Source organism: Protaetiibacter intestinalis (assembly GCF_003627075.1).
GTDB classification, from domain to species: domain Bacteria; phylum Actinomycetota; class Actinomycetes; order Actinomycetales; family Microbacteriaceae; genus Homoserinibacter; species Homoserinibacter intestinalis.
Map to the genome: position 1 here is coordinate 1,255,544 of NZ_CP032630.1, position 23,840 is coordinate 1,279,383.

Consider the following 23,840-nt stretch of genomic DNA (forward strand, 5'->3'; position numbering starts at 1 on the left):
CCGTAAGGTATAGCAACGAATTCTTCGCAATATCCATCAGTTGTGCTTAAGGATCTCCGGTGCTCGACGTCCGCCGCCTTGCCCTGCTGCGCGAGCTCGCGCTGCGCGGCACGATCGCCGCGGTCGCCGCGGCGCTGCACCTGACCCCCTCTGCGGTGTCGCAGCAGCTCGCGCAGCTGGAGCGCGAGGCCGGGGTGCCGCTGCTGCGCAAGTCGGGGCGGCGCCTGCAGCTCACCCCGCAGGCCGAACTGCTCGTCGGCCGCACCGAGGAGATCCTCGCGGCGCTCGAGCGCGCCGACACCGAGCTCGCGGCATCCCTCGAGCAGGCGACCGGCGTCATCCGCGTCGCGATCTTCCAGTCGGTCGCGCTCGCCTTGCTGCCGGCGGCGCTCGACGTGCTCGAACGCGAGCACCCGGCGCTCACGGCCGTCGTGACGCAGCGCGAACCCGAGACGGCGCTGCACGAGACCTTCGCGCGCGACTTCGACCTCGTCATCGCCGAGGAGTACCCGGGGCACGCGGCGCCGCAGCTCGCGGGCCTCGACCGGCGCCCGCTCACGACCGACGCCATCCGGCTCGCCGTGCCGCCCGGCGGCGCCGGGCGCTTCTCGATCCGCGACATCCGCGACGCGCGGGATGCGCCCTGGGTCATGGAGCCGCACGGCGCGGCGTCGCGGCACTGGGCCGAGCAGGCCTGCCGGCGGGCCGGTTTCGAGCCGCAGGTGCGGTTCGAGACGGCCGACCTGCAGGCGCACGTGCGGCTCATCCAGACCGGCCACGCCGTGGCGCTGCTGCCCGACCTCATCTGGCAGGGCGCCGCCCCGACCGTCGACCTCGTCGACCTCGACGGCGGCCCGCGCCGCACGGTGTTCACCTCGACGCGCCTCGCCTCCGCCGGGCACCCCGCCGTCGTCGCGGTGCGCGACGCCCTCGAGCGCGCGGCGCACCAGGGCTAGCCGCACCCGCCGGAGGGGCGACCGCACACCGTCCCGCGGGAAGCGTGGGCGTACCGCCCATGGAGGGCGCCTCGTCGGGCCTCGGAGACTGGCGGGAGGCGGTCGATGAAGCCCGCCCCAGACAGGAGACACAGCATGCAACGACGCATCACCGCCCTGGCCGCCGTCTCGGCGGCAGCCCTCGCCCTCGTCCTCGTGGGCTGTTCGAGCGACGGAGGATCCGGCGGAGGCGAGGCCTCCGGCCCCAACGGCTTCGGCGACTGCGACCTCCCCGGCGAGGCGGGCAGCATCGAGCTCGACCCGATCGTCGACGGTCAGCTCTCCGTCGTGACGGTGCTGCCGAACCCCGGATGGTGGAACGGCACGACGCCCGAGAACCTCACCGACGGCTTCGAGATGTGCATGCTCGCCGACATCGCGCACCGCGCCGGTCTCGAGAAGATGACCATCAAGGTGCTCTCGTGGGATCAGTACATCTCCGGCTCGTTCACCGACTACGACCTCGGCGCGGTCGTCACGAGCATCACCGAGGAGCGCAAGGCGATCTTCACCTTCTCCGACCCGTACTACACCTCGAACCGCTCCGTCACGGTGCAGAAGGACTCGAAGTACGACGAGACCAACATCCGCGACGCGAAGATCGGCACGATCCAGAGCACCACGAACTCGAAGTGGCTGACGGATGTGCTGAAGCCGACCCAGGACCTCGCCCTGTTCAGCGACGGCCCCGAGATGTTCGCGGCCCTCGCCGCGGGACAGGTCGACGCGATCGTCACCGACACCGAGACCGCCCTCACCCAGTCGAAGCCGTACGCCGACCAGCTCGAGATCATCGGGCAGTGGAAGGCGGATGACGACTGGGGCATGGTCATGCCGCTCGACACCCCGAACGTCGACGCGGTCAACGAGGCGCTCGCGGCCATGAAGGCCGACGGCACGATGGACTTCCTTTCCGAGAAGTACCTCGCGCCGCTGTTCGGCATTGACCCGGCCAGCATCCGGTTCCTGGACGCGCCTTGACCTCAGTCGACACCGGGGAGGCGCCGGCGGTCGCCGGCGCCTCCCGCCTGAGTCCCCCGCCGCCCTCCCGCGCGATCGCCGTCGTCGCGCTCGTCGTGCCGCTCGCGCTGCTCCTCTGGGCGGGGATGCTCGGCACGGTCGCCTCGCACCCGGCCGAGGACGAGTTCTCGGCGACCGGCCTCGCGTTCGGCGTCCTCGCCTCCCTCGTCGCCGTCGGCATCGCCGGGTACGCGGCCCGCGGCCTGCGGTTCGCGCTCGCCGCCGGTCGGCAGGATGCCGCGGGCGAGCGTCTCGAGGCGCGCGCCCTCGCCTCGCGCTCACGCGCGCACAGCTTCGGCGCACTCAGCAGCTCGCTCGCGCTCGCCCTCGTGCTCGCGATCGTGATGGTGCTGACCGCCAACCAGGCGAAGATCATCACCACCTTCTTCAACGTCGACTTCATGGTGAAGAGCGCCGAGAACATCGTCCGGGCGTTCGGGCTCAACATCTTCATCGCGGTGATCTCGATGGTGTTCGTGCTCGCCTTCGGCCTCGTGCTCGCCGTCGTGCGGATGGTGCCCGGCGACGGCGCACGGCCGCTGCGCGCGCTCGCCATCGCCTACATCGACGGGTTCCGCGCGATCCCCTCGATCATCGTGCTGTACCTCATCGGCTTCGGGCTGCCGCTCGCCGGCCTCCCCTTCTTCGCGGGCCTGCCCCAGGCCTGGTACGCGATCATCGCGCTCACGCTCACCTACAGCGCCTACGTCGCCGAGATCTACCGGGCGGGCATCGAAGCCGTGCACCTCTCGCAGGTCGGTGCCTCGCGCTCGCTCGGGATGTCGTACGGGCTCACCCTGCGGCACGTCGTGCTGCCGCAGGCGGTGCGCGCGGTGATCCCTCCGCTGCTCTCGGCGTTCATCGCGCTCCAGAAGGACACGGCGCTCGTGAGCATCATCGGCGCGGTCGACGCCTTCAGCCAGGCGAAGTTCTTCGCCTCGTCCAACTTCAACCTCTCGTCGGTCGCCGTGGTCGCCGCGCTCTTCGTGCTCATCACGATCCCGCAGGCGCGCCTCGTCGACTGGCTGCTGGCCCGAGGCGCCGCCCGGCGCGCGAGGAGGACCCGATGACCTTCCTGGAGTTCGAGGGTGTGCGCAAGCGCTACGGCGACCACGAGGTGCTCGCCGGGATCGACCTGTCGATCCGGAGGCACCAGGTGGTGACGCTCATCGGGGCATCCGGTTCGGGCAAGTCGACCCTGCTGCGCTGCGTCAACGCCCTCGAGGGGATCGACGAGGGCCAGATCCGCCTCGACGGCGACGTCGTCTCCGGGCCGGGCGTCGACTTCGACCGGCTGCGGAGGCGGGTGGGGATGGTGTTCCAGTCGTTCAACCTGTTCCCGCACATGACGGTGCGCGAGAACATCACCCTCGCCCCCCGCAAGGTGCTGGGGCTCTCGAGGGCGGAGGCCGAGGCGCGTGCCGACGAGCTGCTCGCCCGCGTGGGTCTCGCCGAGCGCGCCGGCTACCACCCCGATCAGCTGTCGGGCGGACAGCAGCAGCGCGCCGCGATCGTGCGCTCGCTCGCCATGGACCCCGAGGTGGTGCTGCTCGACGAGATCACCTCGGCTCTCGACCCGGAGCTGGTGGCCGAGGTGCTGAGCATCGTGCGCGAGCTCGCCCGCGACGGCATGACGATGATGCTCGCGACGCACGAGATGGGCTTCGCGCGCGAGGTGTCGGATCTCGTGGTGTTCCTCGAGAAGGGCGTCATCCTCGAGCAGGGCCCGCCCGCCCAGGTGCTCGACGACCCGGTCGAGGCCCGCACGCGCGAGTTCCTGCGCGCGGTCGCCGCCTGAGCGGCGGGTGCGCGGCACACCGCGGCGCGGCATCCGTGGGCAGACCGTACATGGGGGCGGATGCCGCGTTGCCGCAGACTGGGCCTCGGACGCATCCGCCGCGTCCCGGGACAGGAGCCGCGCACAGCATGGAGACCTTCGACGTCGCCGTCGTCGGGATGGGGGCGCTCGGCAGCGCCGCCGCCTACCACCTCGCCCGGCGCGGGGCGAAGGTCGTCGCCTTCGAGCAGTTCGAGCTCGGGCACGTGCGGGGGGCCTCGCACGACACCTCGCGCATCATCCGCACCTCCTACGGCGAGGAGCGCTACGTGCGCCTCGCGCAGTCCGCCTACCGCGACTGGGCCGAGCTCGAGGCGGCCACCGGCGAGCGCCTCACCACCATCACGGGCGGCGTCGTCTTCATCCGCACCGGCGGACCGTACGCGGCATCCGACTTCGCCCGCGCGCTCACCGCGACGGGCGTCCCGCACGAGCTGCTGAGCCCGGCCGAGGTGCACGAGCGCTGGCCGCAGTTCGCCATCCCGGAGGGCGTCGAGACCGTCTACACCCCCGACTCGGGCATCGCCCACGCCGCCCGCACGGTCGCGACGCTGCAGCTGCACGCGCGCGTGAACGGCGCCGACATCCGCGACCGCACGCGCGTCGAGGCGGTCGAGCCGGATGCCGAGGGCGTCGTCGTGCGCACCTCCGGCGGCGAGGTGCGGGCTCGCAAGGTCGTCATCGCGGCCGACGCGTGGACGAACGAGCTGCTCGCCCCCCTCGGCGCCGAGATCCCGCTCGTGGTCATGCAGGAGCAGGTGAGCTACTTCGCGCCGGCCGACGCCGCCCCCTACGACCCCGCGCGCTTCCCGGTGTGGATCTGGGAGGACGACCACTGCTTCTACGGCTTCCCGACGTACGGCGAGCCGAGCATCAAGGCGGCGCGCGACGTCTCCGAGAACCTCATGACGCCCGCCGAGCGCACCTTCGTGCCCTCGCCCGAACTGCTCGACGAGCTGCGCGGCTTCATGGGCGAGGTGATCCCCGGCTCGGGCGAGGTGCTGCGCACCGTCACCTGCCAGTACGCGCTCACCCCTGACCGCGAGTTCGTGCTCGGCCCGCTGCCCGCGCATCCGGAGGTGCTGGTCGCCCTCGCCGCGGGCCACGGCTTCAAGTTCACCCCCGCGATCGGCCGCGTGCTCGCCGAGCTCGCCCTCGACGGCACCACGAGCGACGACATCTCGGGGTTCGCGGTGCCGGTGGCCGCGGCACCGCCGGCCGGGTAGGGGACGCGCTACGCCCGCCGCGCCGTGCGCACGATGCCGGCGACGAGGTCCGGCCAGAGCTCCCACGGGATGAAGTGCCCCATGCCGGGGTGCACCTGCAGCTCGGCGGCGGGCATGGCATCCGCGATATCGAACGCCGCGTACCAGTGCAACGTGCGGTCCTCGCGGCCGTGGAAGACGAGGGCCGGCACGGTCACGGAGCGGAGCGCCTCGAGGCGGTCGGGCGCGCGGTAGAGGGCCGACCACTGCCGCATGAACCCCTCCGGCGCGTAGCCGCGGTCGTAGGCCTCGCCGGCCCGTGCGACGTGCCACTCGAGCTGCGGGTCGTACGCGGTGCCGTCCGCCCAGGCGAGCGCCATCGGTTCGGCGAAGGCGACGATCTGCTCGCGCGTGTACCGCTCGGGCACCTCGACGACGGGGTGCTCGTGCAGCACGTAGCGGTCGCTCTTGTCGGGGATCGTGGAGAGCAGCCCGAGGCTCAGCACCCGCTCCGGGTGCCGGATCGCGGCCATCTGCGCGATCATGCCGCCCATCGAGTGGCCCACGATGTGCGCCGCCGGCACCCCGAGCTCGTCGAGCACGCGCACGACGTCGTCGGCCATGTCCTCGAGGCCGTAGCCGCCGTCGACGTCCTCCGGCCCGCCGAAGCGGTGCGACATCCCGGTGTCGCGGTTGTCGAACCGCACCACGCGGAACCCCTCGGCGGTGAGCAGCGCGATGAAGCGCTCGTCCCAGCTGAGCAGCTGCGCGCCCCCGCCCGAGACGAGCACGACGAGCGGATGCGCCGGGTCGCCGAACGCCTCGAAGTAGATGCGGATGTCGTCGGTCGCGGTGTACGGCATGCTCAGTCCTCCTCCGCCCGGGCGGGGTTCACGGTGTACGGGGTCTGTCCGGTCGGCTCGCCGAACAGCAGCACGAGCTCGGCGGGCGCGTCCGTCTCGTTGGCGACGCCGTGCGGCACGCCCTCGGGCACGTAGACGGCATCCCCGGGGCCGAGCACCGCGCGCTCGCCGTCGACCGTCATGACCACCTCGCCCGAGACGACGAGGTAGAGCTCGTGCTGGGTCTCGACCGAGCAGCTGGCGGGGTCGCCCTCGAGGTGCAGGTGCTCACCCTCCGAGGTGCCGGGTTCGAGGTGGTACAGCATCACCGAGGTCGGCAGGGCGGAGGCCTCGCGGAAGTACCACTCGATGCCGACGCGCCCCTCGCCGCGGTACAGCGCCCAGTCGTGGTGCTCGTCGCCGCGTCGCTGGATCGGACTGCGGGCGCCCGCGTACTCGGTCACCCCCCGAGCCTCGCAGGAGGGTGTGCGCGGCGCACATGGTGGAGCGGACCAGGTGCGCCCGGCGGCGGTGTGGCGTTCACCCTGAGGCTGCGGCGCGCACCGCCCGCCGCAGCAGCTCGAGGCGCACGGCCGCCTGCACGCGGAAGCGGCGCTCGGGGTCGGCGAGGGCGCCGTCGAGCAGGGCCTGGATGCGGTCGAGACGCTGCTGCACCGTGTTGGGGTGGATGCGCAGGGTGGCCGCCGTCGCCCCGCGGCTCTCGCCCGCGTCGAAGTAGGCGCCGAGGGTGTCGACGAGGCGGGCGCCCCGCCGCTCGTCCCAGGCGAGCACGGGCCCGAGGAGCTCGGCGATGAAGCCGTCGAGCGCGGCGGGGTCGGCCGGGGCGAGCACCTGGTAGGGCGCGAAGGCGTCCGACGACACGGTCGCCCCCGTCACGCCGAGCGCGGGCAGCAGCTCGAGGTCGCGCACCGCGCGCTCGAGGCCCTCGCGCAGTCCGGCGCGCGCGAGCTCCCGCCGCAACGCGACCGCCGTGAGGCCGGGGTCGCGCAGCGCGTCGGCCGCGATCCGGCGCACCCGCTCCGTCTCGGCGACCACCTCGGGTGCGGTCCAGGCGATCGCGATCCGGCCGTTCCACGCCGCCACGAATCCCGCATCGCCCACCGCGCGCTCCACGACGCGCACCGCGTCGACCAGGCCGCGGGCGGCCACCGCGAGCACCGCGCACCCCGTGAACCCGGCGGGCGCGGCGACGCCGTCGTCGGCATCCGCGGGGGCGCGCCCGTCGATCGCGTCGAGCAGCCACCCGGCCCGGCGTTCCGCGACCACGGCGAGGGCGGATGCCGAGAGGTGCCGTTCCAGCTCGCGGTAGGCCTCCTCGGCGCGGATCGTCGCGGCCGAGGCGGCCGCGAGCAACCGCGCACTGTGCAGCACGGCCGCCGCGTGGTCGGCGAAGGCCGACAGCAGCAGCACCTGCTCGGGGGCGAACTCGTGCGGTGAGCGGTTGCAGGCGAACAGGGCGCCGAGCACCTCGTCGCCGACCGCGAGCGGCACCCCGAGGAACGACACGAGCCCCTCCGCCCGCACGACCGCGTCGATGTGCGCGTCGTGCGGTGCCTCGCTCATCGCCTCGTAGCGCGGCACGCGCACCGGCTCGCGGGTGCGCACGACGAGGCTCGCGAGCCCGACCCCGGCCGGCACCCGCAGCCGGCGGAACTCGGGGGTCACGGTGCCTGCGGTGTAGCGCACCCGCAGCTCGCCGTCGGCGCCCTGCGCCTCGGAGAGGTAGGTGACGTCGGTGCCCATGAGCGCGTGAGCCCGCTCGACGAGGCGGCTCAGCACCTCGTCGACGTCCCGCAGCCGTACGAGCTCGCGCGCCGTCGAGAACAGCGCCTCGAGCTCCGCCGCCCGCCGCCGCAGCCGCCCGTTCTCAGCGAGGGCTGCCGCGAGCGCGTCGTCGGTCATGACGGCAGCCTAGGGACCGTCACCCCGCGCCCGAGGGGAAGCGGGGCGCGCGGCGGGCGGCGAAGGCGGCGAGGCCCTCGCGGGCGTCGGGGGAGGTGAAGGCCTGCTGGCCGAGTTCGGCCTCGCGGTCGAAGGCCGCGTCGAGCGGCAGCGCCCCCAGTTCGCGCACCGAGCGGATCACCGTGGCGACGGCCGTGCGGCTGAGCTCGAGCACCCGGCGCGCCATCGCCCACGCCGCCTCCTGCAGCTCGGCATCCGGCACGACGCGGTTGAGGATGCCGTAGCGCAGCGCCGTCGCGGCGTCGATGCGCGTGCCGAGCAGCATGAGCTCCATCGCCCACGGGTACGGGATCTGCCGCGTGAGCCGCGCGAGGGTGCCGCCCGCCGGCACCACGCCGACGCCGGTCTCGGGCAGCGCGAACACGGCCGACGCGGCCGCGATCCGCAGCTCGGTCGACAGCACGATCTCGAACCCGCCGCCGAGGCACAGCCCGTTGACCGCGGCGATGACGGGCTTCTCGAGCCGGGTGTGCTTCTGGTGCGCGGCGTCCCACTCGCGGATGTCGAACCTCCCGGAGGCGAGGGCCGGGATCGACTCGCCGAGGTCGGCGCCCACGCAGAAGGCGCGGTCTCCCGTTCCCGTGAGGATCGCGACCCCGATGCCGGGGTCGTCGCGCACCTCGGCGAAGGCCGCCCCGAGCTCGTCGTACATGGCGAGGGTCAGCGCCCCCAGCTTCGCGGGGCGGTCGATCGTGATCACCCCGACCCCGTCGACGCGCTCGAGGGTGACGCGCCCGTCGCTCACGAGATCGTCCCGTCCGCGCGCAGCGCCGCGAGCTCCGAGGCCGGCATCCCGAGCAGCGCGTCGAGCACGGCATCCGTGTGCGCGCCGATCGCGGGCGCCTCGCCGCGCGTGCGGGGCGGGGTCGCCCCGAGCTTGACGGGCGAGCCGAAGGTGCCGAGCGTGCCGATGCCGGGGTACTCGGTCTCGACCACCATGTCGCGCGCCGCGATGTGCGGGTCGGCCACCACCTCGGCGATGTCCTTGATGGCGCTGAGCGGCACCGCATCCCCCGCGAGCTCCTCGAGCTCGGCCTTGGTGCGGTGCGCGAACCAGCCGTCGACGAGCGGCTTCGCGCGCTCGCGGTAGACGTCGGCGTCGAACCGGTCGGCCATGGCGTGCAGCTCGGGATGCGCCTCGTACTCCCCCGGGCCGCCGAAGATGTCGCAGGAGATCCGCCAGAACTTGTCGGTGTAACCGCCGAAGAAGACGTAGCCGTCGGCGCACGAGAACAGCTCGTACGGGCGCACGAAGGGGTGCGCGTTGCCGAGCGGGCGGGCGACGGCGCCCGTCGCGAGGTGGTTGACGACGGCGTTCTCGGTGAGGGTCATGACCGAGTCCTGCTGCGAGATGTCGACGAGCTGGCCCTCGCCGGTGCGTTCGGCGTGCCGGATGGCGGCGAGCACGCCGATGGCGCCGTAGAGGCTCGCGGCGAGGTCGCCGATGATGGTGCCGACGCGCGTGGGCTCGCCGTCGGCCGGGCCGTTCATCGACCACAGCCCGCCGGTGGCCTGGGCGGAGTTGTCGTAGGCGGGTTTGCCGCGCGAGGGTCCCGTCTGACCGAAGCCGCTGAGCGCCGCGTAGACGAGCCGCGGGTTCACCTCGCGCAACCGCTCGTAGCCGAGGCCGAGTCGGTCCATCGTGCCGGGGCGGAAGTTCTCGACGAGCACGTCGGCGGAGGCGACCAGCCGCTCGAGCAGCGCGCGGCCCCCGGGGTGCCGCAGGTTGAGGGTGGCGCCGAGCTTGTTGCGGTTGAACTGAGCGAAGAAGCCGCTCACCGTGCCCGCCTCCCCCTCGAGCTGCGGGGGGAAGGTGCGGGCGTAGTCGGGGTCGTCGGGGTGCTCGATCTTCACGACCGTCGCCCCGAGGTCCGCGAGCAGCATCGAGCAGTACGGGCCGGCCACGACGCGCGTGATGTCGATCACGACGACGCCCGCGAGGGCGCCGGGGGTCGGGTCGTGGCGGCCGAGTTCCGCGAGTCGGATGCGCAGGGTCTCGTCGATCATGCGGCGATCGTGTCACCGCGCCGCACCCGTCGATATGGCGCGGGCGCTATAGATGCCCGGCTGGATGTGTTCCCACCGACATAAAGCGTCAGCGGGCGTCGCGCATGCGGGCGGCGAGGGCGGGGTTCGTGTACGGACCGCCCTCCGCCTCGAGCTCGGCGAGGATGCGGTCCACGACCTCGGGGCTCTTGTCCTGGCTCATCTTGTCCTTTCCGACGAAACGGGTCACCCGCATCCGGAACCCGACGGTGCCGTCGACGATGCGGTCGGCGTAGGCGGAGTTCTCGAGCGTGCCGCGCATGCGGAACGGGTTCGGCAGGCGGTCCTCGAAGTGGTCGACGAGGCGCTCGAGCACGGCGAGGTTCTCGTGCCGGTCGAGGATCTCGGGTGTTCCGTAGGCGTGCACGGTGGCGAAGTTCCAGGTGGGCACGGCGTGCGGCAGCCCGTACCAGGAGGGGGAGATGTAGCCGGAGGGGCCGGAGAAGACGACGGCGAGCTCGGACTCCCCGAGCCGGTGCAGACGTTCGTCGGGGCGCCCGACGTGGCTCAGCAGCACGATCCCGTCGGCGTCCTCGTCGAGCAGGAACGGGTAGTGCGAGACGACGACGCCGTCGGGGGTGGCGCTGGCCATGGTGGCCCACGGGTGGGCGCGGATGAGGCGCTTGGCCTCCTCGGGATCGGTCAGGGCGTAGTCCGGGTTCTCGCGCACGCCCCCAGCATCCGGGGTCGCGGCGCCCCGCGGGAGCGGTGGTTCGCACACCCGGGCCCCGACCCTGTGGGTGGACTCCACATACGCACCCGCTTGACGGCGTGATTAGCCTCAGAGCACCCGAAACACCTCCGCACCAACCTGATCGCAGCCAGAGCCGAGGAGGCCCCCGCAATGACGCACCACCGCCGCAGCCGCAGACTCGTCGGAGTCGCCGCCGCCTTGACAGCCACCGCCCTCGCCATCACCGGCTGCACCGCCGGCGGAGGCGACACGGGCGACGGCGAGCAGACCCTCTACATCCTGAGCACCGACACGACGCTCGGATGGGACCCCGCCATCAACGTCAACTTCCCGAGCACCTGGGAGGGGCTGATCGCCCGCCGCCTCACCACGTGGAAGGTCACCGACAGCGGCGTCGAGGTCGTGCCCGACCTCGCGACCGACACCGGCACCGTCAGCGAAGACGGCCTCAGCTGGACCTACACCCTCAAGGACGGCATCGAGTTCGAGGACGGCACCCCGATCACCTCGGCCGACATCAAGTACGGCGTCGAGCGCACCTACTCGCCCGACCTCGCGGGCGGCCTGCACTACCACCAGAGCCTCATCCAGGGCGGCGACAGCTACGCCGGCCCGTTCGACGGCGCCGAGCTCGACGGCATCGAGACGCCCGACGACAAGACGATCGTCTTCCACCTCACCACCTCCTACGGCGACTGGCCGTGGCTCGCGGCGATGAACGCCTTCGCGCCCGTGCCGGTGGGTGAGGGCACCGACCTGGCCGCCTACGACGAGCAGCCCATCGCATCCGGCCCCTACCGGATCGAGTCGAACGTGGCCGGCTCCGAGACGGTGTTCGTGCGCAACGAGCACTGGGACCAGTCGACCGACGAGGTGCGCACCGCCGGGCCCGACAAGATCGTCATCCGGCAGAGCCAGAACCCGTCGACGACCGCCCAGTCGCTCATCTCCGACACGGGCGACGCGAAGACCTCGATCAACGCCTACCCGCTGAGCGCGGCCGAGCTCGCCCTCGTGAACGCCGACCCGTCGGCGCAGGAGCGGCTCGTGACCTCCGACGGCGGGATGCTGTACTACGTGGCGCTCAACAACGACAGCCCGACCCTGTCGAACCCGCTCGTGCGCCAGGCCGTGCAGTACGCGACCGACCGGGCCGCCATCGTGCTCGCCCAGGGCGGCGACCAGGCCGCCGTCGCGGCGACCACCCTCATCCCGGGCGGCATCGCCGGCCACGAGGACTTCGACCTCTACCCGGAGGACGTCGACAAGGCCAAGGAGCTGCTCGCCGAGGCGGGCTACCCCGACGGCGTCACCCTCAACCTGTGGGTCGCCAACGAGGACACCGCCGCAGCCGAGGCGCTGCAGCAGGGACTCGCCCGCGCGGACATCACCGTCAACATCAACCCCCTCGACATCGGGGTCATGTACGGTGACGCGATGGGCGGCAACCCCGACTACGACATGTTCCTGTCGTACTGGATCGGCGACTACCCGAGCGCCAACTCGTACATCAGCCTCATGTTCGACTCGGCCTACATCGACGGCGGGTACAACCTGTCCCGCACGAACGACGCGGCCGTCGACGAGGCGATGCACGCGGCCATCGCGGAGACCGACCCCGACCAGGCGGCATCCGACTGGACGGCGATCGACAAGCAGATCATGGGCCTCGGCTCGATGCTGCCGCTCTACCTCACGCGCAACTCCTACCTCGGGGGCAGCGACGTGGAGCCGTTCACCATCCCCGGCTACCCGCCGTTCCCGGACTTCACCACGCTGAGTCTGGCCGGATGACCCGGACGGATCGCGCCGAGACCGTCCTGGCGGTGAACGGACTTCGCATCGAGTTCACCCGCCAGGCCGGTCCGGCCGATCCGGTTCCGCCCGCCGTCGACGGCATCTCGTTCGAGGTGCACCGCGGCCAGGTGCTCGCCCTCGTGGGCGAGTCCGGGTCCGGCAAGAGCGCGACGGCCATGTCGATCCTCGGGCTGCTGCCCGGCACCGCCCGGGTGTCCGGCAGCGTGCGGCTCGAGGGCCGCGAACTGCGCGGGGCGGATGCGGCAGAGCTGCGCCGGGTGCGCGGCGGCCGCATCGGCACGATCTTCCAGGAGCCGATGAGCGCCTTCACCCCCGCCTACCGCATCGGCTGGCAGGTGGCGGAGGCGATCCGCGCCCACCACCCGCGGATGCCGCGGGCCGAGGTGCGGGCGCGCACGCTCGAGCTGCTCGGCTCGGTCGGGTTGAGGGATCCCGACCGGGTCGGGCGTTCGTTCCCGCACGAGCTCTCGGGCGGCCAGCTGCAGCGCGCGATGATCGCGATGGCGATCTCGTGCGACCCCGTCGTGCTCATCGCCGACGAGCCGACGACCGCGCTCGACGTGACCGTGCAGGCCGGCATCCTCGAACTGCTGCGGGGGCTGCGCACGACGCACGGCACCGCGATCCTGCTCATCACGCACGACATGGGCGTGGTGGCCGACCTCGCCGACGACGTGGTCGTCATGCGGCAGGGCAAGGTGGTCGAGACCGGCTCGGTCGAGTCGGTGTTCGCCGCACCCGCCGAGGACTACACGCGCGAGCTGCTCGCCGCCGTGCCGAGCCTGTCGAGTCTGCAGACGGCCCCCCGGATGCCGTCGGCGGAGGCCGTGCCGGGCGACGCCGCGCTCGCGGCGGAGGCGCGCGACGCCGTCATCGCCTACGGCCGGGCCGGACTGCGCGGCGGGGGTGTGGTCGCCGTGGAGGGCGCCTCGTTCCGCATCGCGCGGGGCAAGACCTTCGGACTCGTCGGCGAGTCGGGCTCCGGCAAGTCGACCCTCGGCCGGGCGTTCGCGGGCCTGCTGCCGCTGCGCTCCGGCTCCATCGAGGTCGCCGGCGTCGACCTCGCGACCGCCCCGTCGGCGCGGATGCGCAGCCTCCGCAGCACGCTCGGCTACGTCTTCCAGGACCCGGCATCCTCGCTCAACCCGCGCTCGCTCGTGGGCGACGCCATCACCGAGCCGCTGCGACTGCACACCCGCGCGCCCGAGCGGGAGCGTCGGCGGCGCGCCGCCGAGCTCATCGACGCCGTGCGGCTGCCGGCCTCCACGATCGACCGCTTCCCGCACGAGCTGTCGGGCGGCCAACGCCAGCGCGTCGCGATCGCGCGGGCGATCGCCCTCGAGCCCACCCTGCTCATCGCCGACGAGCCCACGAGCGCCCTCGACGTCTCGGTGCAGGCGCGGGTGCTCGAACTGCTCGCCGAGCTGCAGCGCGAGCTCGGCTTCGCGTGCCTCTTCATCAGCCACGACCTCGCGGTCGTGCAGGAGCTCGCCGACGAGGTCGCCGTGATGCGGCTCGGGCGCATCGTCGAGCAGGGGCCCGCCGGCCGGGTGCTCGCCGCCCCCGAGAACGCCTACACCCGCCGGCTGCTCGCCGCGGCCCCCGTCGCCGACCCGGCGGCGCAGCGGCAGCGGCGCGAGCTGTGGCTCGCCCTCGACGCCGACGACCCCGAGGCGGCCGCATGACCGCCACGACCGCCGGCCGCGACGACCTCGCCGTCTCGGCCCGCAAGACCGGATTCCGCACCCTCGTCGGCAAGCTCGCCCGCGATCCGTTCGCCGTGGCATCCGCCGTCACGATCGCCGTCTTCCTGCTCGCCGCGATCCTCGCCGACCCGATCACCGCGATCACCGGCAACGACCCCTTCACCTACCACCAGGACCTGCTCGACGGGCAGGGGCAGCCGCTCGGCTGGGGCGGCGGCATCAGCGCCGACCACTGGTTCGGCGTCGAGCCGCTCACCGGCCGCGACCTGTTCTCGATCGTCGTGTACGGCGCCCGCACCTCGCTCTTCATCGGCATCTCGGCGACGCTGCTCTCGGTGCTCATCGGCACGATCGTCGGCATCACCTCCGGCTACTTCGGCGGCTGGTACGACCGGATCATGAGCCGCATCGTCGACGTCATGTTCGGCTTCCCGGTGCTCGTCTTCCTCATCGCGCTCATGGCGATCATCCCCGCCGACCTGCCGCGGCCCCCGTTCATCGTGCTCGTCATCGGCCTGTTCGGCTGGCCCGGGATCTCGCGCATCGTGCGCGGGCAGGCGCTCGCGCTGCGCGAGCGCAACTTCGTCGTCGCCTCGAAGGCGATGGGCGCGCGCTCCGGGCGCATCGTGCTCGGCCAGGTGCTGCCGAACGTGGGCGCGACGATCATCGTCGTCACCTCGCTCATCATCCCCGGGATGATCGCGGCCGAGGCGGCGCTGTCGTTCCTCGGCGTCGGGGTGACCCCGCCGACGCCGTCATGGGGCCGCACGATCGGCGACGCGATCCTGTGGGTGCGCACGAGCCCCATGTACCTCGTCTTCCCGGGCGCCGCCCTGTTCCTCGTGACCCTCGCGTTCAACGTGTTCGGCGACAGCCTGCGCGACGCCCTCGACCCGCGGACGGCCCGCCGATGACCCTGTTGCGCTACCTCTCCTTCCGTCTGCTCGGCATCGTCGTCGTGCTGTTCGTGATCGCCGTCGTGACCTTCGCCCTGTTCTACCTGCTGCCCTCCGACCCGGCGCGGCTCGCCTGCGGGCGGCCGTGCACCGAGGCGAACCTTGCGAAGGTGCGCGAGTACATGGGCGTCGACCAGCCCTGGTTCGTGCAGCTCGGCGAGTTCCTGCGCGGCATCCTGTTCGGCCGCACCTTCGGCTCGACCGTCACGATCGACTGCGACGCCCCGTGCTTCGGCTACTCGTTCCTGCGGAACGCGACCGTCACCGAGCTCATCTCGGACCGCTTCCCGGCGACCGCCTCGATCGCCCTCGGCGCCGCCATCCTGTTCCTCGTGACGGGCGTGATCGGCGGGCTCATCGCCTCGCTGCGCCGCAACAGCGTCGTCGACCGCGGCATCATGACCTTCTCGATCGCGGGCGTCTCGACCCCCGTGTACCTCGCCGGCATCCTCGTGATCCTGATCTTCGGCTTCACGCTGCGCTGGCTGCCGACCTCCGGCTACGTGCCCTTCGAGGACTCGCCCGTCGAGTGGCTCACCCACCTGATCCTGCCGTGGGTGTCGGTCGCCTTCGTCTCGGCGGCCGTCTACGCGCGGCTCACCCGCAGCGAGATGCTCGAGGTGATGGGGCTCGACTACATCCGCACGGCCCGCGCGAAGGGGCTCGCTGAGGCGCGCGTCATCGGCCGGCACGGCCTGCGCACGGCGCTGCTGCCGGTGGTGACCGTGTTCGGCCTCGACCTCGGCGTGCTGCTCGGCGGCGCGGTCATCACGGAGCGGGTGTTCGCGATCCCGGGGATCGGCTCGCTGCTCATCGAGGCGGTGGGGGCGGTCGACGTGCAGCTCATCGTCGGGCTCACGCTCTTCGCGGCGTTCCTCGTGGTGACGCTCAACCTGCTCATCGACCTCGTCTACGGCATCCTCGACCCCCGCGTGCGGGTGGGCTGATGCTCGTCACGAACGCGACGGTCGTCACGGGCGAGGGTGCGCTCGCCTCCGCGTTCCGGGTGGAGGACGGGCTCGTCACCTGGGTGGGCGAGGCCGCGGATGCCCCGGATGCGGTGGGCGAGGAGGTCGTCGACCTCGGCGGGCGCACGGTGCTGCCGGGCCTGCTCGACCTGCACACGCATCCGGCGCTGATGGCCGAGGCGGCGGACGCCGCCGACTGCCTGCCGCCCGCCGTCACCTCGCTCGCGGGGCTCGTGGAGGTGCTTCGGGCGCACGCCGCGGCGCGGCCCGACGACGCCTGGATCGTGGGGCGCGGCTACGACGACTCGCGGTTCCCGGAGGGGCGCTCGCCGAACGCGGCCGACCTCGACGCGGTCTCGACCGAGCGGCCGATCATCGTGTGGCGCTGCGACGCGCACTCGGCCGTGTGCAACACGCGGGCGCTCGACGTCGCCGGCATCACGGCCGCGACGCCCGACCCGCCCGGCGCGCGCTTCGAGCGCGACGCCGACGGGAACCCGACCGGGGTGCTCACCGAGCTCGCGGCCGTCGCCGCGGTCGCCGACCGCCGCCCCGAGCCCGACCACGCCGAGCTCGTGCGGCGCGTCGTCTCGCTCGATGCGCACTTCCTCTCGCACGGCATCGTCGGGGTGTGCGACCTGTTCTCCGGTGTCATCCCCGAGCCGCTGCGGGTGTTCCGCGACGCATCCGCCGCCGGGTTCCGGCCGCGCGTCGCCCTCTACCCCGGGTGGGTGCACGGCGTGCCCGAGACGCTCACCGACGACGACCGCACCGGCCGGGTGCGGATCGCGGGGGTCAAGATCCTCATGGACGGCGCGTTCTCGAACCGCACCGCCTGGGTGCGCGAGCCGTACCCCGACTCGGACGGGTGCGGCATCCAGATGACCTCCGACGCGGAGGCGCTCGCCGCGGGCGCGTGGGCGCGCCGCAACGGCGTGCAGCTCGCCGTCCACGCGATGGGCGACCGGGCGCTCGAGCGGGTGCTCGAGCTGTTCGGCGATCAGGAGCCGTGGCTCGACGCGGTGCCCTCGGTGCGGCTCGAGCACGTGACGCTCGTGCCGGAGGAGCTGCTGCGGCGGCTCGAGGGGGCGCGGATGCGGTTCGGCGTCGCGACGCACACGGTGTTCCTGTTCGCCGAGTACGAGGCCTACAAGCAGAACCTGCCCGACGTCTCCGACGGGCGCGCCTACCCGCTGCGCACCCTGTACGGCAGCTCGCTGCCGCTCGCGCTCTCCTCCGACCGGCCGGCGACCGCGTGGAGCGACGCCGACGACGTGTTCCTCTCGGTGCAGGCGGCGGTCGACCGGCGGGCCGCCGACGGCACGGACGTGGGCGCCTCCGCCGCGATCACGGTCGCGCAGGCGCTCGAGCTCTACGCCTCGCGCGCCGCCCGGCTGGCACCCCTCGGCACCCCCGCCGCGCTCGTGCCGGGCGCCCCCGCCGACTTCGTCGTGCTCGACGCCCCCGTGCTCACGGTGCCCACCGCCGACATCGCCCGCACCCGCGTCGCCGAGACCTGGCTCGCCGGCGAGCGCGTCTGGGCGCGCTGACACCCGCCCTCCCGCATCCGCCCCACTCCAGAAATGCAGGAGATTCGCGCCCCGCGCGCATCCCTCCCCCCGACTTCCGGGCCGCCGACCCCACATCTCCTGCATTTCTGGAGTGCGTCGTCTCGGGGGTCGAACAGAAATGCAGGAGATTCGCCTCGAGGAGCCCGCAGGGTTGCGGGATGCCGGCAGCGCCGGATGAGATCTCCTGCATTTCTCGCGGGTGGTGACCGGGTTCGCTGAGGTGCTCGCGCCGCCCCCGTCGCGTCGGTCGCGTACCGCAGCATCCGCCTCACTCCAGAAATGCAGGAGATTCTGCGGCGGCGTGCACTACTTCGGCCGGATTCCGGGGCGCGGCGGCCGCAGCTCCTGCATTTCTGGAGTGCCCGAGTGGGCGGGCGGCGGGGCTCAGAGGGCGCGGTGGGTGAAGCGGCCGGCGAGCCAGGTCGCGGCGACCGGCATCGTGCGCAGGGCATCGGGGTCGAGGGTCGCGGGGTCGAGGTCGACCGCCACGAGGTCGGCGGGGTCGCCCACGGCGACGGTCGCGCGGCCGCGGGTGGAGGCGGCGAGCGCCACCTCGAACGGGATGCGCTGCTCCGGATGCCAGGGCGCGCGGTCGCCGCGGCGGCGCGCGACGGCGGCCGACATCGAGATCCACGGGTCGAGCGGCGCGACGGGCGCGTCCGAGCCGAGGCGCAGTTCGGCGCCCGCGGCGTGCAGCGAGCCGAAGGCGAAGGCGCGGTCGGTGCGGCCCGCCCAGTGGTGGTCGGCGACGTCGCGGTCGTCCATGGCGTGCTCGGGCTGCACGCTCGCGACCACGCCGAGCGCGGCGAAGCGCGGGAAGTCGCGTTCGGCCACGAGCTGGGCGTGCTCGATGCGGCCCGCCATGCCGAGCTCGGCGAAGGCGTCGAGCGCCTCGCTGTTCGCCCGGTCGCCGATCGCGTGCACGGCCGCCGAGATGCCGTGGTCACGCGCCCGTCGCAGCAGCTCGCGCAGCTCGGAGGGGGCGGTCGTGATGACGCCGCAGGCGTGCTCGGCGTGCGGGTCGAGGTCGGGATACGGCTCCCAGCACCAGGCCGTGCGGGTGTTGAGCGAGCCGTCGACGACGATCTTGAGCGGCCCCATGCGCACGAGGCCCGCGGGGTCGAGTGCGTCGCCCGTGCGGTGCCCCGCGGCGATCGCCGCCTCGAGCCGGTCGGGCCAGACGGCGGCCTCGACGCGCAGCTGCTCCACGCCCGCCGCGACGCGGGCCGGCCACTCGGCGATGTTGTCGGCGTGCTCGAGCTCGACGACCCCCACGACCCCGCGCCGGGCGGCATCCTCGGCGGCCTCGCGGTAGGCCGAGGCGGGCAGCGTGCTCGAACTCTCGAGCCGGGCGGAGGCGGCGATCCACGGGCCCTCGCGCACGAGGCCCGAGGCATCCGGGGCGAGCCCCAGCATCCGGGCGCCCGCGGTGTTGAGCCACGCGCAGTGCAGGTCGCCGCTCACGAGCGCGACGGGCACCCGCGGCGCGACGAGGTCGATCGCGGCGAGGCTCGGCGCCTCGGTCCACAACCCGTCGCGGAAGCCGTATCCGACGAGCAGCTCGTCGGGCGCGGCCTCCCCGCGTCGCGCGAGCTCCGCGCCCAGCCGCTCGAGCACCTCGCGGGGGCTCGCGGTGTCGGCGAGGTCGAAGCGGCGGCGACGGATGACGTGCTGGGTGAGGTGCACGTGCTCGTCCCACAGCCCCGGCAGCAGCAGGCGTCCCCCGAGCTCGACCGGCTCGGCGCCCGCCGTCTCGGCGCGGTCGCGCGGGTCGACGGCGGCGATCCGCCCGTCGCGCAGCAGCACCGCGTGCTCGCCCTCGGCCCCGGGAAGTCGCGCCCCGCGCAGCAGCAGCGGCGGCGCGGCGGTGGTCACCCTGTCACCCTACGCAGCCGCCCCGACGCAGGAGTATGTGACATACCGCCACCTCCGCGGCATACTCATGTGAAATCCGCCCTGCCCGGACCGCGGCCCGCCCGCGAGACTGGGAGGGCCGGCGGACGACGGAGGACCCGATGAGCGAGGACGCACCCGCGCGCGCCGCCGACGAGCTCGAACGCCTGCGCCGCGAGAACACCCGCCTGCGCCGCCGCGAGCACGAGTTGAGCGCCCTGTTCGCGAGCGCCCGCGAGCTCGCCGAGCTGCGCGACTCGGATGCCGTGCTCGCCCGCCTCGTGCAGCGCGCCCACGAGATGATGGGCGCCGACGTCACCTACCTCTCCGAGTTCGACCCCGCATCCCGTGAACTCCGGGTGCGCGAGACGAGCGGCTCGGTGAGTGCCGCCTTCCAGCAGCTGCGCGTGCCGGCCGGTGCGGGCCTCGCGAGCGCGATCGTCGAGACGCGTGCCGCCCAGTGGGTGTCGCGCTACGCCGACTACGCGAGCGACCGCCACGAGCGCGGCATCGACGACGCCGTCTCGGCCGAGGGGCTCGTGTCGATCCTCGGTGTGCCGATGCTGACCGACGACGAGGTGCTCGGCGTGCTGTTCGTCGCCGACCGCGACGAGCACGTGTTCACCCCCGAGGAGATCGCGCTGCTCTCGGCGCTCGCCGACCACGCCTCGATCGTGCTGCAGACGGCGCGCACCCTGCGCGAGCTGCGCAGCTCGGAGGACGAGACCCGCCACGCCCTCGAGAGCCTCACCGAGCACCTCACCGAGCGCGACCGGGCCAACACGGTGCACCAGGAGCTCGTGCACGCCGTGCTCGCGGGCGGCGGCTTCTCGCCGGTGGCCGAGACGCTCTCCTCCGCCCTCGACCGCACGGTCGCGATCGTCGACGCGGGCGGCCGACTCATCGCCGCCGCGGGCCTGCCGCTGCCGGAGGGCATGGTCGAGCTCGCGGATGCGACGCGCGCCGCGATCGAGGAGAGCCGTGCATCCGGGCACTGCGTGCTCGTCGAGGGGGTGCCGGGCGTGCACGCGGTCGCGGCGCTCACCGCCGGCCCCCAGTTCTTCGGCACGGTGCTGCTCGGCGACGGCGACTTCGCGCTCGGCGCCGTCGACCGTCGCACGGTGGAGCGCGCCGCGCAGGTGGGTGCCCTGCTCGCCCTGCAGCAGGAGGCCGTTGCGGGGGCCGAGCACCGCACCCAGAGCGAGCTCGTCGCCGAACTGCTGGATGCCGTGCCCGAGCGCCGCGGCGACGTCGAGCGTCGCGTGCGCCGCCTCGGCATCGACCCCGAACGGCTCGACGCGCTCGCCCTGTTCGTGGTGCCGGGCGAGCATCGGGCGGGCGCCGCACGGACCCTCGCCCCCTCCTTCGACCAGCGGGCGCTCGTGGGCGAGTACCGCGGTTTCGTGGTGGTCTGCTACGACGGCGACACCGTCTCGCCCGACCTCGAGCAGTTGCGGGCGCGGGTCGCGCGGGCCGTGCAGCGCCCCGTGCTCGCGGTCGTGCCGCCGCGGGCCGCCGGGGCGCTCCCGGCGGCGGCCGGTCAGGCGCTGCGCACAGCCCGGCTGCTCGCCGCCCTCGGCGCCGACGACCTCACCGCCCGCACCGAGGACTACCTGCCGTACTCCGCCATCCTCGACGCCGACGAGCGTGCGCTCGCGGCGTTCCTCGACGGCACGATCGGGGCCGTGCGGCGCTACGACGAGAGCCGCGGCACCGACCTGCTCGGCACCCTGCGGGCGTTCGTGCGGCACAACGCGAGCCCCACCCGCACGGCGCGCGCGCTCAACTTCCACACCAACACGATCCTGCAGCGCCTCGAGCGCCTGGATGCCGTGCTCGGCGAGGGCTGGCGCGACGACGAGCGGCTGTTCCGCATCGGTCTGGCCACCCGGCTCGACGAGTTGAGCGAGCAGCTCGGGGGCGGTTGATCCGCACACGAGACACCCTCAGGCGTGGGTGGACGTTCCATACGCCGTCGTGCGGCGGATTCCTAGGGTGAACTCGATGCGGTCGGTCGCGGGGACGCGGCTCGATCGACGACCGATCCGTGGAGGAGCACCAGTGTCGATCAACAGCCGACTGTCGGGACTGCGGGATCTCGACGCCACCGCACGGCGTGCCGCGGTGACCGAGGCCGCCGGCCTCGACGCGGGCGCCCTCGACGCCCTCGACCCCGCGCGCGGCCTCACGCTGGAGGCCGCCGACCACCTCATCGAGAACGTCGTGGGGATCATCGGCATCCCGGTCGGCGTCGCCACCAACTTCACGATCGACGGCGTCGACCGCCTCGTGCCGATGGCCACCGAGGAGCCGAGCGTCGTCGCTGCGGCCTCGAACGCCGCCCGGATGACGCGCGGCCACGGCGGCTTCCGCACCTCCACGACGGGCCCCGTGATGATCGCCCAGATCCAGGTGGTCGACGCGGCGGACCCCGAGGCGGCGCGCCTGCGACTGCTCGAGGCGCGCGAGGAGCTGCTCGCACTCGCCGACGCGCAGGACCCGATGCTCACGAGCCTCGGCGGCGGCGCCCGCGACCTCGTCGTGCGCACCCTGCCCACCCGCACGGGCGTGCACCTCGTCGCCCACCTGCACGTCGACGTGCGGGATGCCATGGGCGCGAACGCGGTCAACACGATGGCCGAGGCGCTCGCCCCGCGCGTCGCCGAGCTCGCCGACGGTCGCTCGCTGCTGCGCATCCTCTCCAACAAGGCCGACCAGCGGCTCATCCGGGCGCGGGCCGTGTTCGACGCCGAGCTGCTCGGCGGCGCGCAGGTGGTGCGCGACATCGTGCACGCGAGCGCCTTCGCCGAGGCCGACCCGTACCGCGCCGCGACCCACAACAAGGGCATCATGAACGGCATCACGGCCGTCGTGCTCGCGACCGGCAACGACACCCGCGCCGTCGAGTCGGGTGCCCACTCGCACGCCGCGCGCGGGGGCGGCTACACCGCGCTGTCGCACTTCGAGCTCGGCGAGGGCGGGCACCTCGCGGGCACGCTCGAGCTGCCGCTCGCGGTCGGGCTCGTCGGCGGCGCGACGCGCGCGCACCCGGTGGCGCAGGCCGCCATCCGCCTGCTCGGCATCCGCACGGCGGCCGAGCTGGCCGCGGTCATCGCCTCGGTGGGTCTCGCCCAGAACCTCGCGGCGCTGCGGGCGCTCGCGGCCGAGGGCATCCAGCGCGGCCACATGACCCTGCACGCCCGCACGATCGCCGCCTCCGCGGGCGCCGCCGGCGAGGAGATCACGCGCGTCGCGGAGCGCATCGTGGCCGACAAGCTCATCCGGCTCGAACACGCCCAGGACGTGCTCGCCGAGCTGCGTTCCGTGCGATGACCGATCCCGACGCCCGGCCGCTCTGGCATCCGCGCCCCCAGCCGGTGGCCGACCCGGGCCTGCCGACGCGCGTGCGCGTCTTCGAGGTCGGCCCGCGGGACGGCCTGCAGGCCGAGCCCGAGATCCTCTCGCCCGAGGTCAAGATCGAGTTCTGCCGTCGGCTGCTCGCGACGGGCCTCGGGGCCGTCGAGCTGACGAGCTTCGTGCCGGCACGCTGGATTCCGCAGCTCGCGGATGCCGAGGAGGTCGTCGCCGGCGTCGCGGTGCCCGAGGGGGTGCGCGGCGTCGCGCTCGTGCCCAACCGCCGCGGCCTCGACCGCGCGCTCGCGGCCGGCCTCGACGAGGTCTCGGTGGTCGTGAGCGCCACCGAGAGCTTCGCCCACGCGAACCTCAACACGACCGTCGAGGGCGCCCTCGCGACCGCCGCCGAGGTGATCGCGGCCGCCGGCGAGGTGGGGGTGCCCGTCCGCGGCTACGTCTCGATGTCGTTCGGCGACCCGTGGGAGGGCCCGGTGCCCGTCGCCCGCGTCGCCGAGCTCGCCGGCCGCCTGCACGCCGCGGGCGCCTCCACGATCGCCCTCGGCGACACGATCGGCACCGGCACCCCCGGCCACGTCGTCGACCTCGTCGAACGCACCGTCGACGCCGGCGTGCCCCGTGACGTGCTCGCCCTGCACCTGCACGACACCTACGGCCAGGCGCTCGGCAACGTGCAGGCCGCCCTGCGGGTCGGCATCACCGAGTTCGACAGCTCGGCCGGCGGCCTCGGGCGCTGCCCCTTCGCGAAGGGCGCCACGGGTAACCTCGCAACCGAGGAGCTCGTCTGGCTGCTGCACGGCCTCGGCATCGAGACCGGCGTCGACCTCGAGGGCCTCGTGCGCACCTCGCAGTGGATGTCGCGCGTGCTCGGTCGGCCGCTCGCCTCCCGGGTCGCCACGGCGCTCACCGCAGCAGGGGTCTCCTGAACCGCCCG

At 73.4% G+C, this 23,840-nt stretch carries 20 protein-coding genes; 13 read left to right on the forward strand and 7 right to left on the reverse strand.

Annotation, left to right across the window (positions count from 1 at the left end; genetic code table 11):
* The first annotated feature begins 59 nt into the window (after nucleotides 1-59).
* The 5 genes from D7I47_RS06055 to solA all read left to right on the forward strand — a co-directional run bounded on the left by D7I47_RS06055 (nucleotide 60) and on the right by solA (nucleotide 5,078).
* Complete coding sequence (locus D7I47_RS06055) at nucleotides 60-956, forward strand: LysR family transcriptional regulator (RefSeq protein ID WP_120762212.1); 897 nt, start codon at nucleotides 60-62, stop codon at nucleotides 954-956.
* 135 nt (nucleotides 957-1,091) lie between these two features.
* On the forward strand, nucleotides 1,092-1,976 hold the full coding sequence (locus tag D7I47_RS06060) for an ABC transporter substrate-binding protein (protein WP_157981648.1): 885 nt from the start codon (nucleotides 1,092-1,094) through the stop codon (nucleotides 1,974-1,976).
* Complete coding sequence (locus D7I47_RS06065; protein WP_227000889.1) at nucleotides 1,973-3,085, forward strand: amino acid ABC transporter permease; 1,113 nt, start codon at nucleotides 1,973-1,975, stop codon at nucleotides 3,083-3,085. The genes D7I47_RS06060 and D7I47_RS06065 overlap by 4 nt, the downstream gene beginning before the upstream one ends.
* Complete coding sequence (locus D7I47_RS06070) at nucleotides 3,082-3,813, forward strand: amino acid ABC transporter ATP-binding protein (RefSeq protein WP_120762214.1); 732 nt, start codon at nucleotides 3,082-3,084, stop codon at nucleotides 3,811-3,813. The genes D7I47_RS06065 and D7I47_RS06070 overlap by 4 nt, the downstream gene beginning before the upstream one ends.
* A 128-nt stretch (nucleotides 3,814-3,941) precedes the next feature.
* Complete coding sequence (gene solA / locus D7I47_RS06075; protein WP_157981649.1) at nucleotides 3,942-5,078, forward strand: N-methyl-L-tryptophan oxidase; 1,137 nt, start codon at nucleotides 3,942-3,944, stop codon at nucleotides 5,076-5,078.
* Nucleotides 5,079-5,086: 8 nt separating this feature from the next.
* On the opposite strand, the gene D7I47_RS06080 is transcribed toward solA, so the two are convergent.
* The 6 genes from D7I47_RS06080 to D7I47_RS06105 all read right to left on the reverse strand — a co-directional run bounded on the left by D7I47_RS06080 (nucleotide 5,087) and on the right by D7I47_RS06105 (nucleotide 10,598).
* Nucleotides 5,087-5,920, reverse strand: a complete 834-nt coding sequence (locus D7I47_RS06080) for an alpha/beta fold hydrolase (RefSeq protein WP_120762216.1) — start codon at nucleotides 5,918-5,920, stop codon at nucleotides 5,087-5,089.
* Nucleotides 5,921-5,922: 2 nt separating this feature from the next.
* Nucleotides 5,923-6,363: a cupin domain-containing protein gene (locus tag D7I47_RS06085; RefSeq protein WP_120762217.1), complete on the reverse strand. Its 441-nt coding sequence runs from the start codon at nucleotides 6,361-6,363 to the stop codon at nucleotides 5,923-5,925.
* 76 nt (nucleotides 6,364-6,439) lie between these two features.
* Entirely contained in the window at nucleotides 6,440-7,822 is a 1,383-nt protein-coding gene (locus D7I47_RS06090; RefSeq protein WP_120762218.1) for a helix-turn-helix domain-containing protein, read from the reverse strand.
* Nucleotides 7,823-7,841: 19 nt separating this feature from the next.
* Entirely contained in the window at nucleotides 7,842-8,627 is a 786-nt protein-coding gene (locus tag D7I47_RS06095; RefSeq protein ID WP_120762219.1) for an enoyl-CoA hydratase/isomerase family protein, read from the reverse strand.
* Nucleotides 8,624-9,889: a CaiB/BaiF CoA transferase family protein gene (locus tag D7I47_RS06100; protein ID WP_120762220.1), complete on the reverse strand. Its 1,266-nt coding sequence runs from the start codon at nucleotides 9,887-9,889 to the stop codon at nucleotides 8,624-8,626. The genes D7I47_RS06095 and D7I47_RS06100 overlap by 4 nt, the downstream gene beginning before the upstream one ends.
* Before the next feature lie 88 nt (nucleotides 9,890-9,977).
* Nucleotides 9,978-10,598: an FMN-binding negative transcriptional regulator gene (locus tag D7I47_RS06105; RefSeq protein ID WP_120762221.1), complete on the reverse strand. Its 621-nt coding sequence runs from the start codon at nucleotides 10,596-10,598 to the stop codon at nucleotides 9,978-9,980.
* Between the two features lie 174 nt (nucleotides 10,599-10,772).
* On the opposite strand from D7I47_RS06105, the gene D7I47_RS06110 reads away from it, so the two are divergent.
* Genes D7I47_RS06110 through D7I47_RS06130 form a run of 5 tightly spaced genes read left to right on the forward strand, consistent with a single transcriptional unit; the run spans nucleotide 10,773 to nucleotide 17,620 of the window.
* Nucleotides 10,773-12,416 (forward strand): ABC transporter substrate-binding protein, encoded by a 1,644-nt coding sequence (locus D7I47_RS06110; protein ID WP_120762222.1) that lies wholly within the window; start codon nucleotides 10,773-10,775, stop codon nucleotides 12,414-12,416.
* Nucleotides 12,413-14,125, forward strand: coding sequence for a dipeptide ABC transporter ATP-binding protein (locus tag D7I47_RS06115; RefSeq protein WP_120762223.1), 1,713 nt, complete (start codon nucleotides 12,413-12,415; stop codon nucleotides 14,123-14,125). Before D7I47_RS06110 ends, D7I47_RS06115 begins: the two co-directional genes overlap by 4 nt.
* Complete coding sequence (locus D7I47_RS06120) at nucleotides 14,122-15,060, forward strand: ABC transporter permease (protein WP_120762224.1); 939 nt, start codon at nucleotides 14,122-14,124, stop codon at nucleotides 15,058-15,060. The genes D7I47_RS06115 and D7I47_RS06120 overlap by 4 nt, the downstream gene beginning before the upstream one ends.
* On the forward strand, nucleotides 15,057-16,049 hold the full coding sequence (locus D7I47_RS06125; RefSeq protein ID WP_120762225.1) for an ABC transporter permease: 993 nt from the start codon (nucleotides 15,057-15,059) through the stop codon (nucleotides 16,047-16,049). The genes D7I47_RS06120 and D7I47_RS06125 overlap by 4 nt, the downstream gene beginning before the upstream one ends.
* On the forward strand, nucleotides 16,049-17,620 hold the full coding sequence (locus D7I47_RS06130) for an amidohydrolase (protein ID WP_120762226.1): 1,572 nt from the start codon (nucleotides 16,049-16,051) through the stop codon (nucleotides 17,618-17,620). Before D7I47_RS06125 ends, D7I47_RS06130 begins: the two co-directional genes overlap by 1 nt.
* 405 nt (nucleotides 17,621-18,025) lie before the next feature.
* Here the strand turns inward: D7I47_RS06130 and D7I47_RS06135 are convergent, their stop codons facing one another.
* On the reverse strand, nucleotides 18,026-19,516 hold the full coding sequence (locus D7I47_RS06135; RefSeq protein WP_120762227.1) for an amidohydrolase: 1,491 nt from the start codon (nucleotides 19,514-19,516) through the stop codon (nucleotides 18,026-18,028).
* Between the two features lie 140 nt (nucleotides 19,517-19,656).
* On the opposite strand from D7I47_RS06135, the gene D7I47_RS06140 reads away from it, so the two are divergent.
* The 3 genes from D7I47_RS06140 to D7I47_RS06150 all read left to right on the forward strand — a co-directional run bounded on the left by D7I47_RS06140 (nucleotide 19,657) and on the right by D7I47_RS06150 (nucleotide 23,832).
* Nucleotides 19,657-21,462 carry a helix-turn-helix domain-containing protein gene (locus D7I47_RS06140; protein WP_120762228.1) on the forward strand — a complete coding sequence of 602 codons (1,806 nt, stop codon included), beginning with the start codon at nucleotides 19,657-19,659 and terminating at the stop codon, nucleotides 21,460-21,462.
* A 133-nt stretch (nucleotides 21,463-21,595) separates the two neighbouring features.
* Nucleotides 21,596-22,867 (forward strand): hydroxymethylglutaryl-CoA reductase, degradative, encoded by a 1,272-nt coding sequence (locus D7I47_RS06145; RefSeq protein ID WP_264371293.1) that lies wholly within the window; start codon nucleotides 21,596-21,598, stop codon nucleotides 22,865-22,867.
* Nucleotides 22,864-23,832, forward strand: a complete 969-nt coding sequence (locus D7I47_RS06150) for a hydroxymethylglutaryl-CoA lyase (protein ID WP_120762230.1) — start codon at nucleotides 22,864-22,866, stop codon at nucleotides 23,830-23,832. The genes D7I47_RS06145 and D7I47_RS06150 overlap by 4 nt, the downstream gene beginning before the upstream one ends.
* Nucleotides 23,833-23,840: the final 8 nt, after the last annotated feature.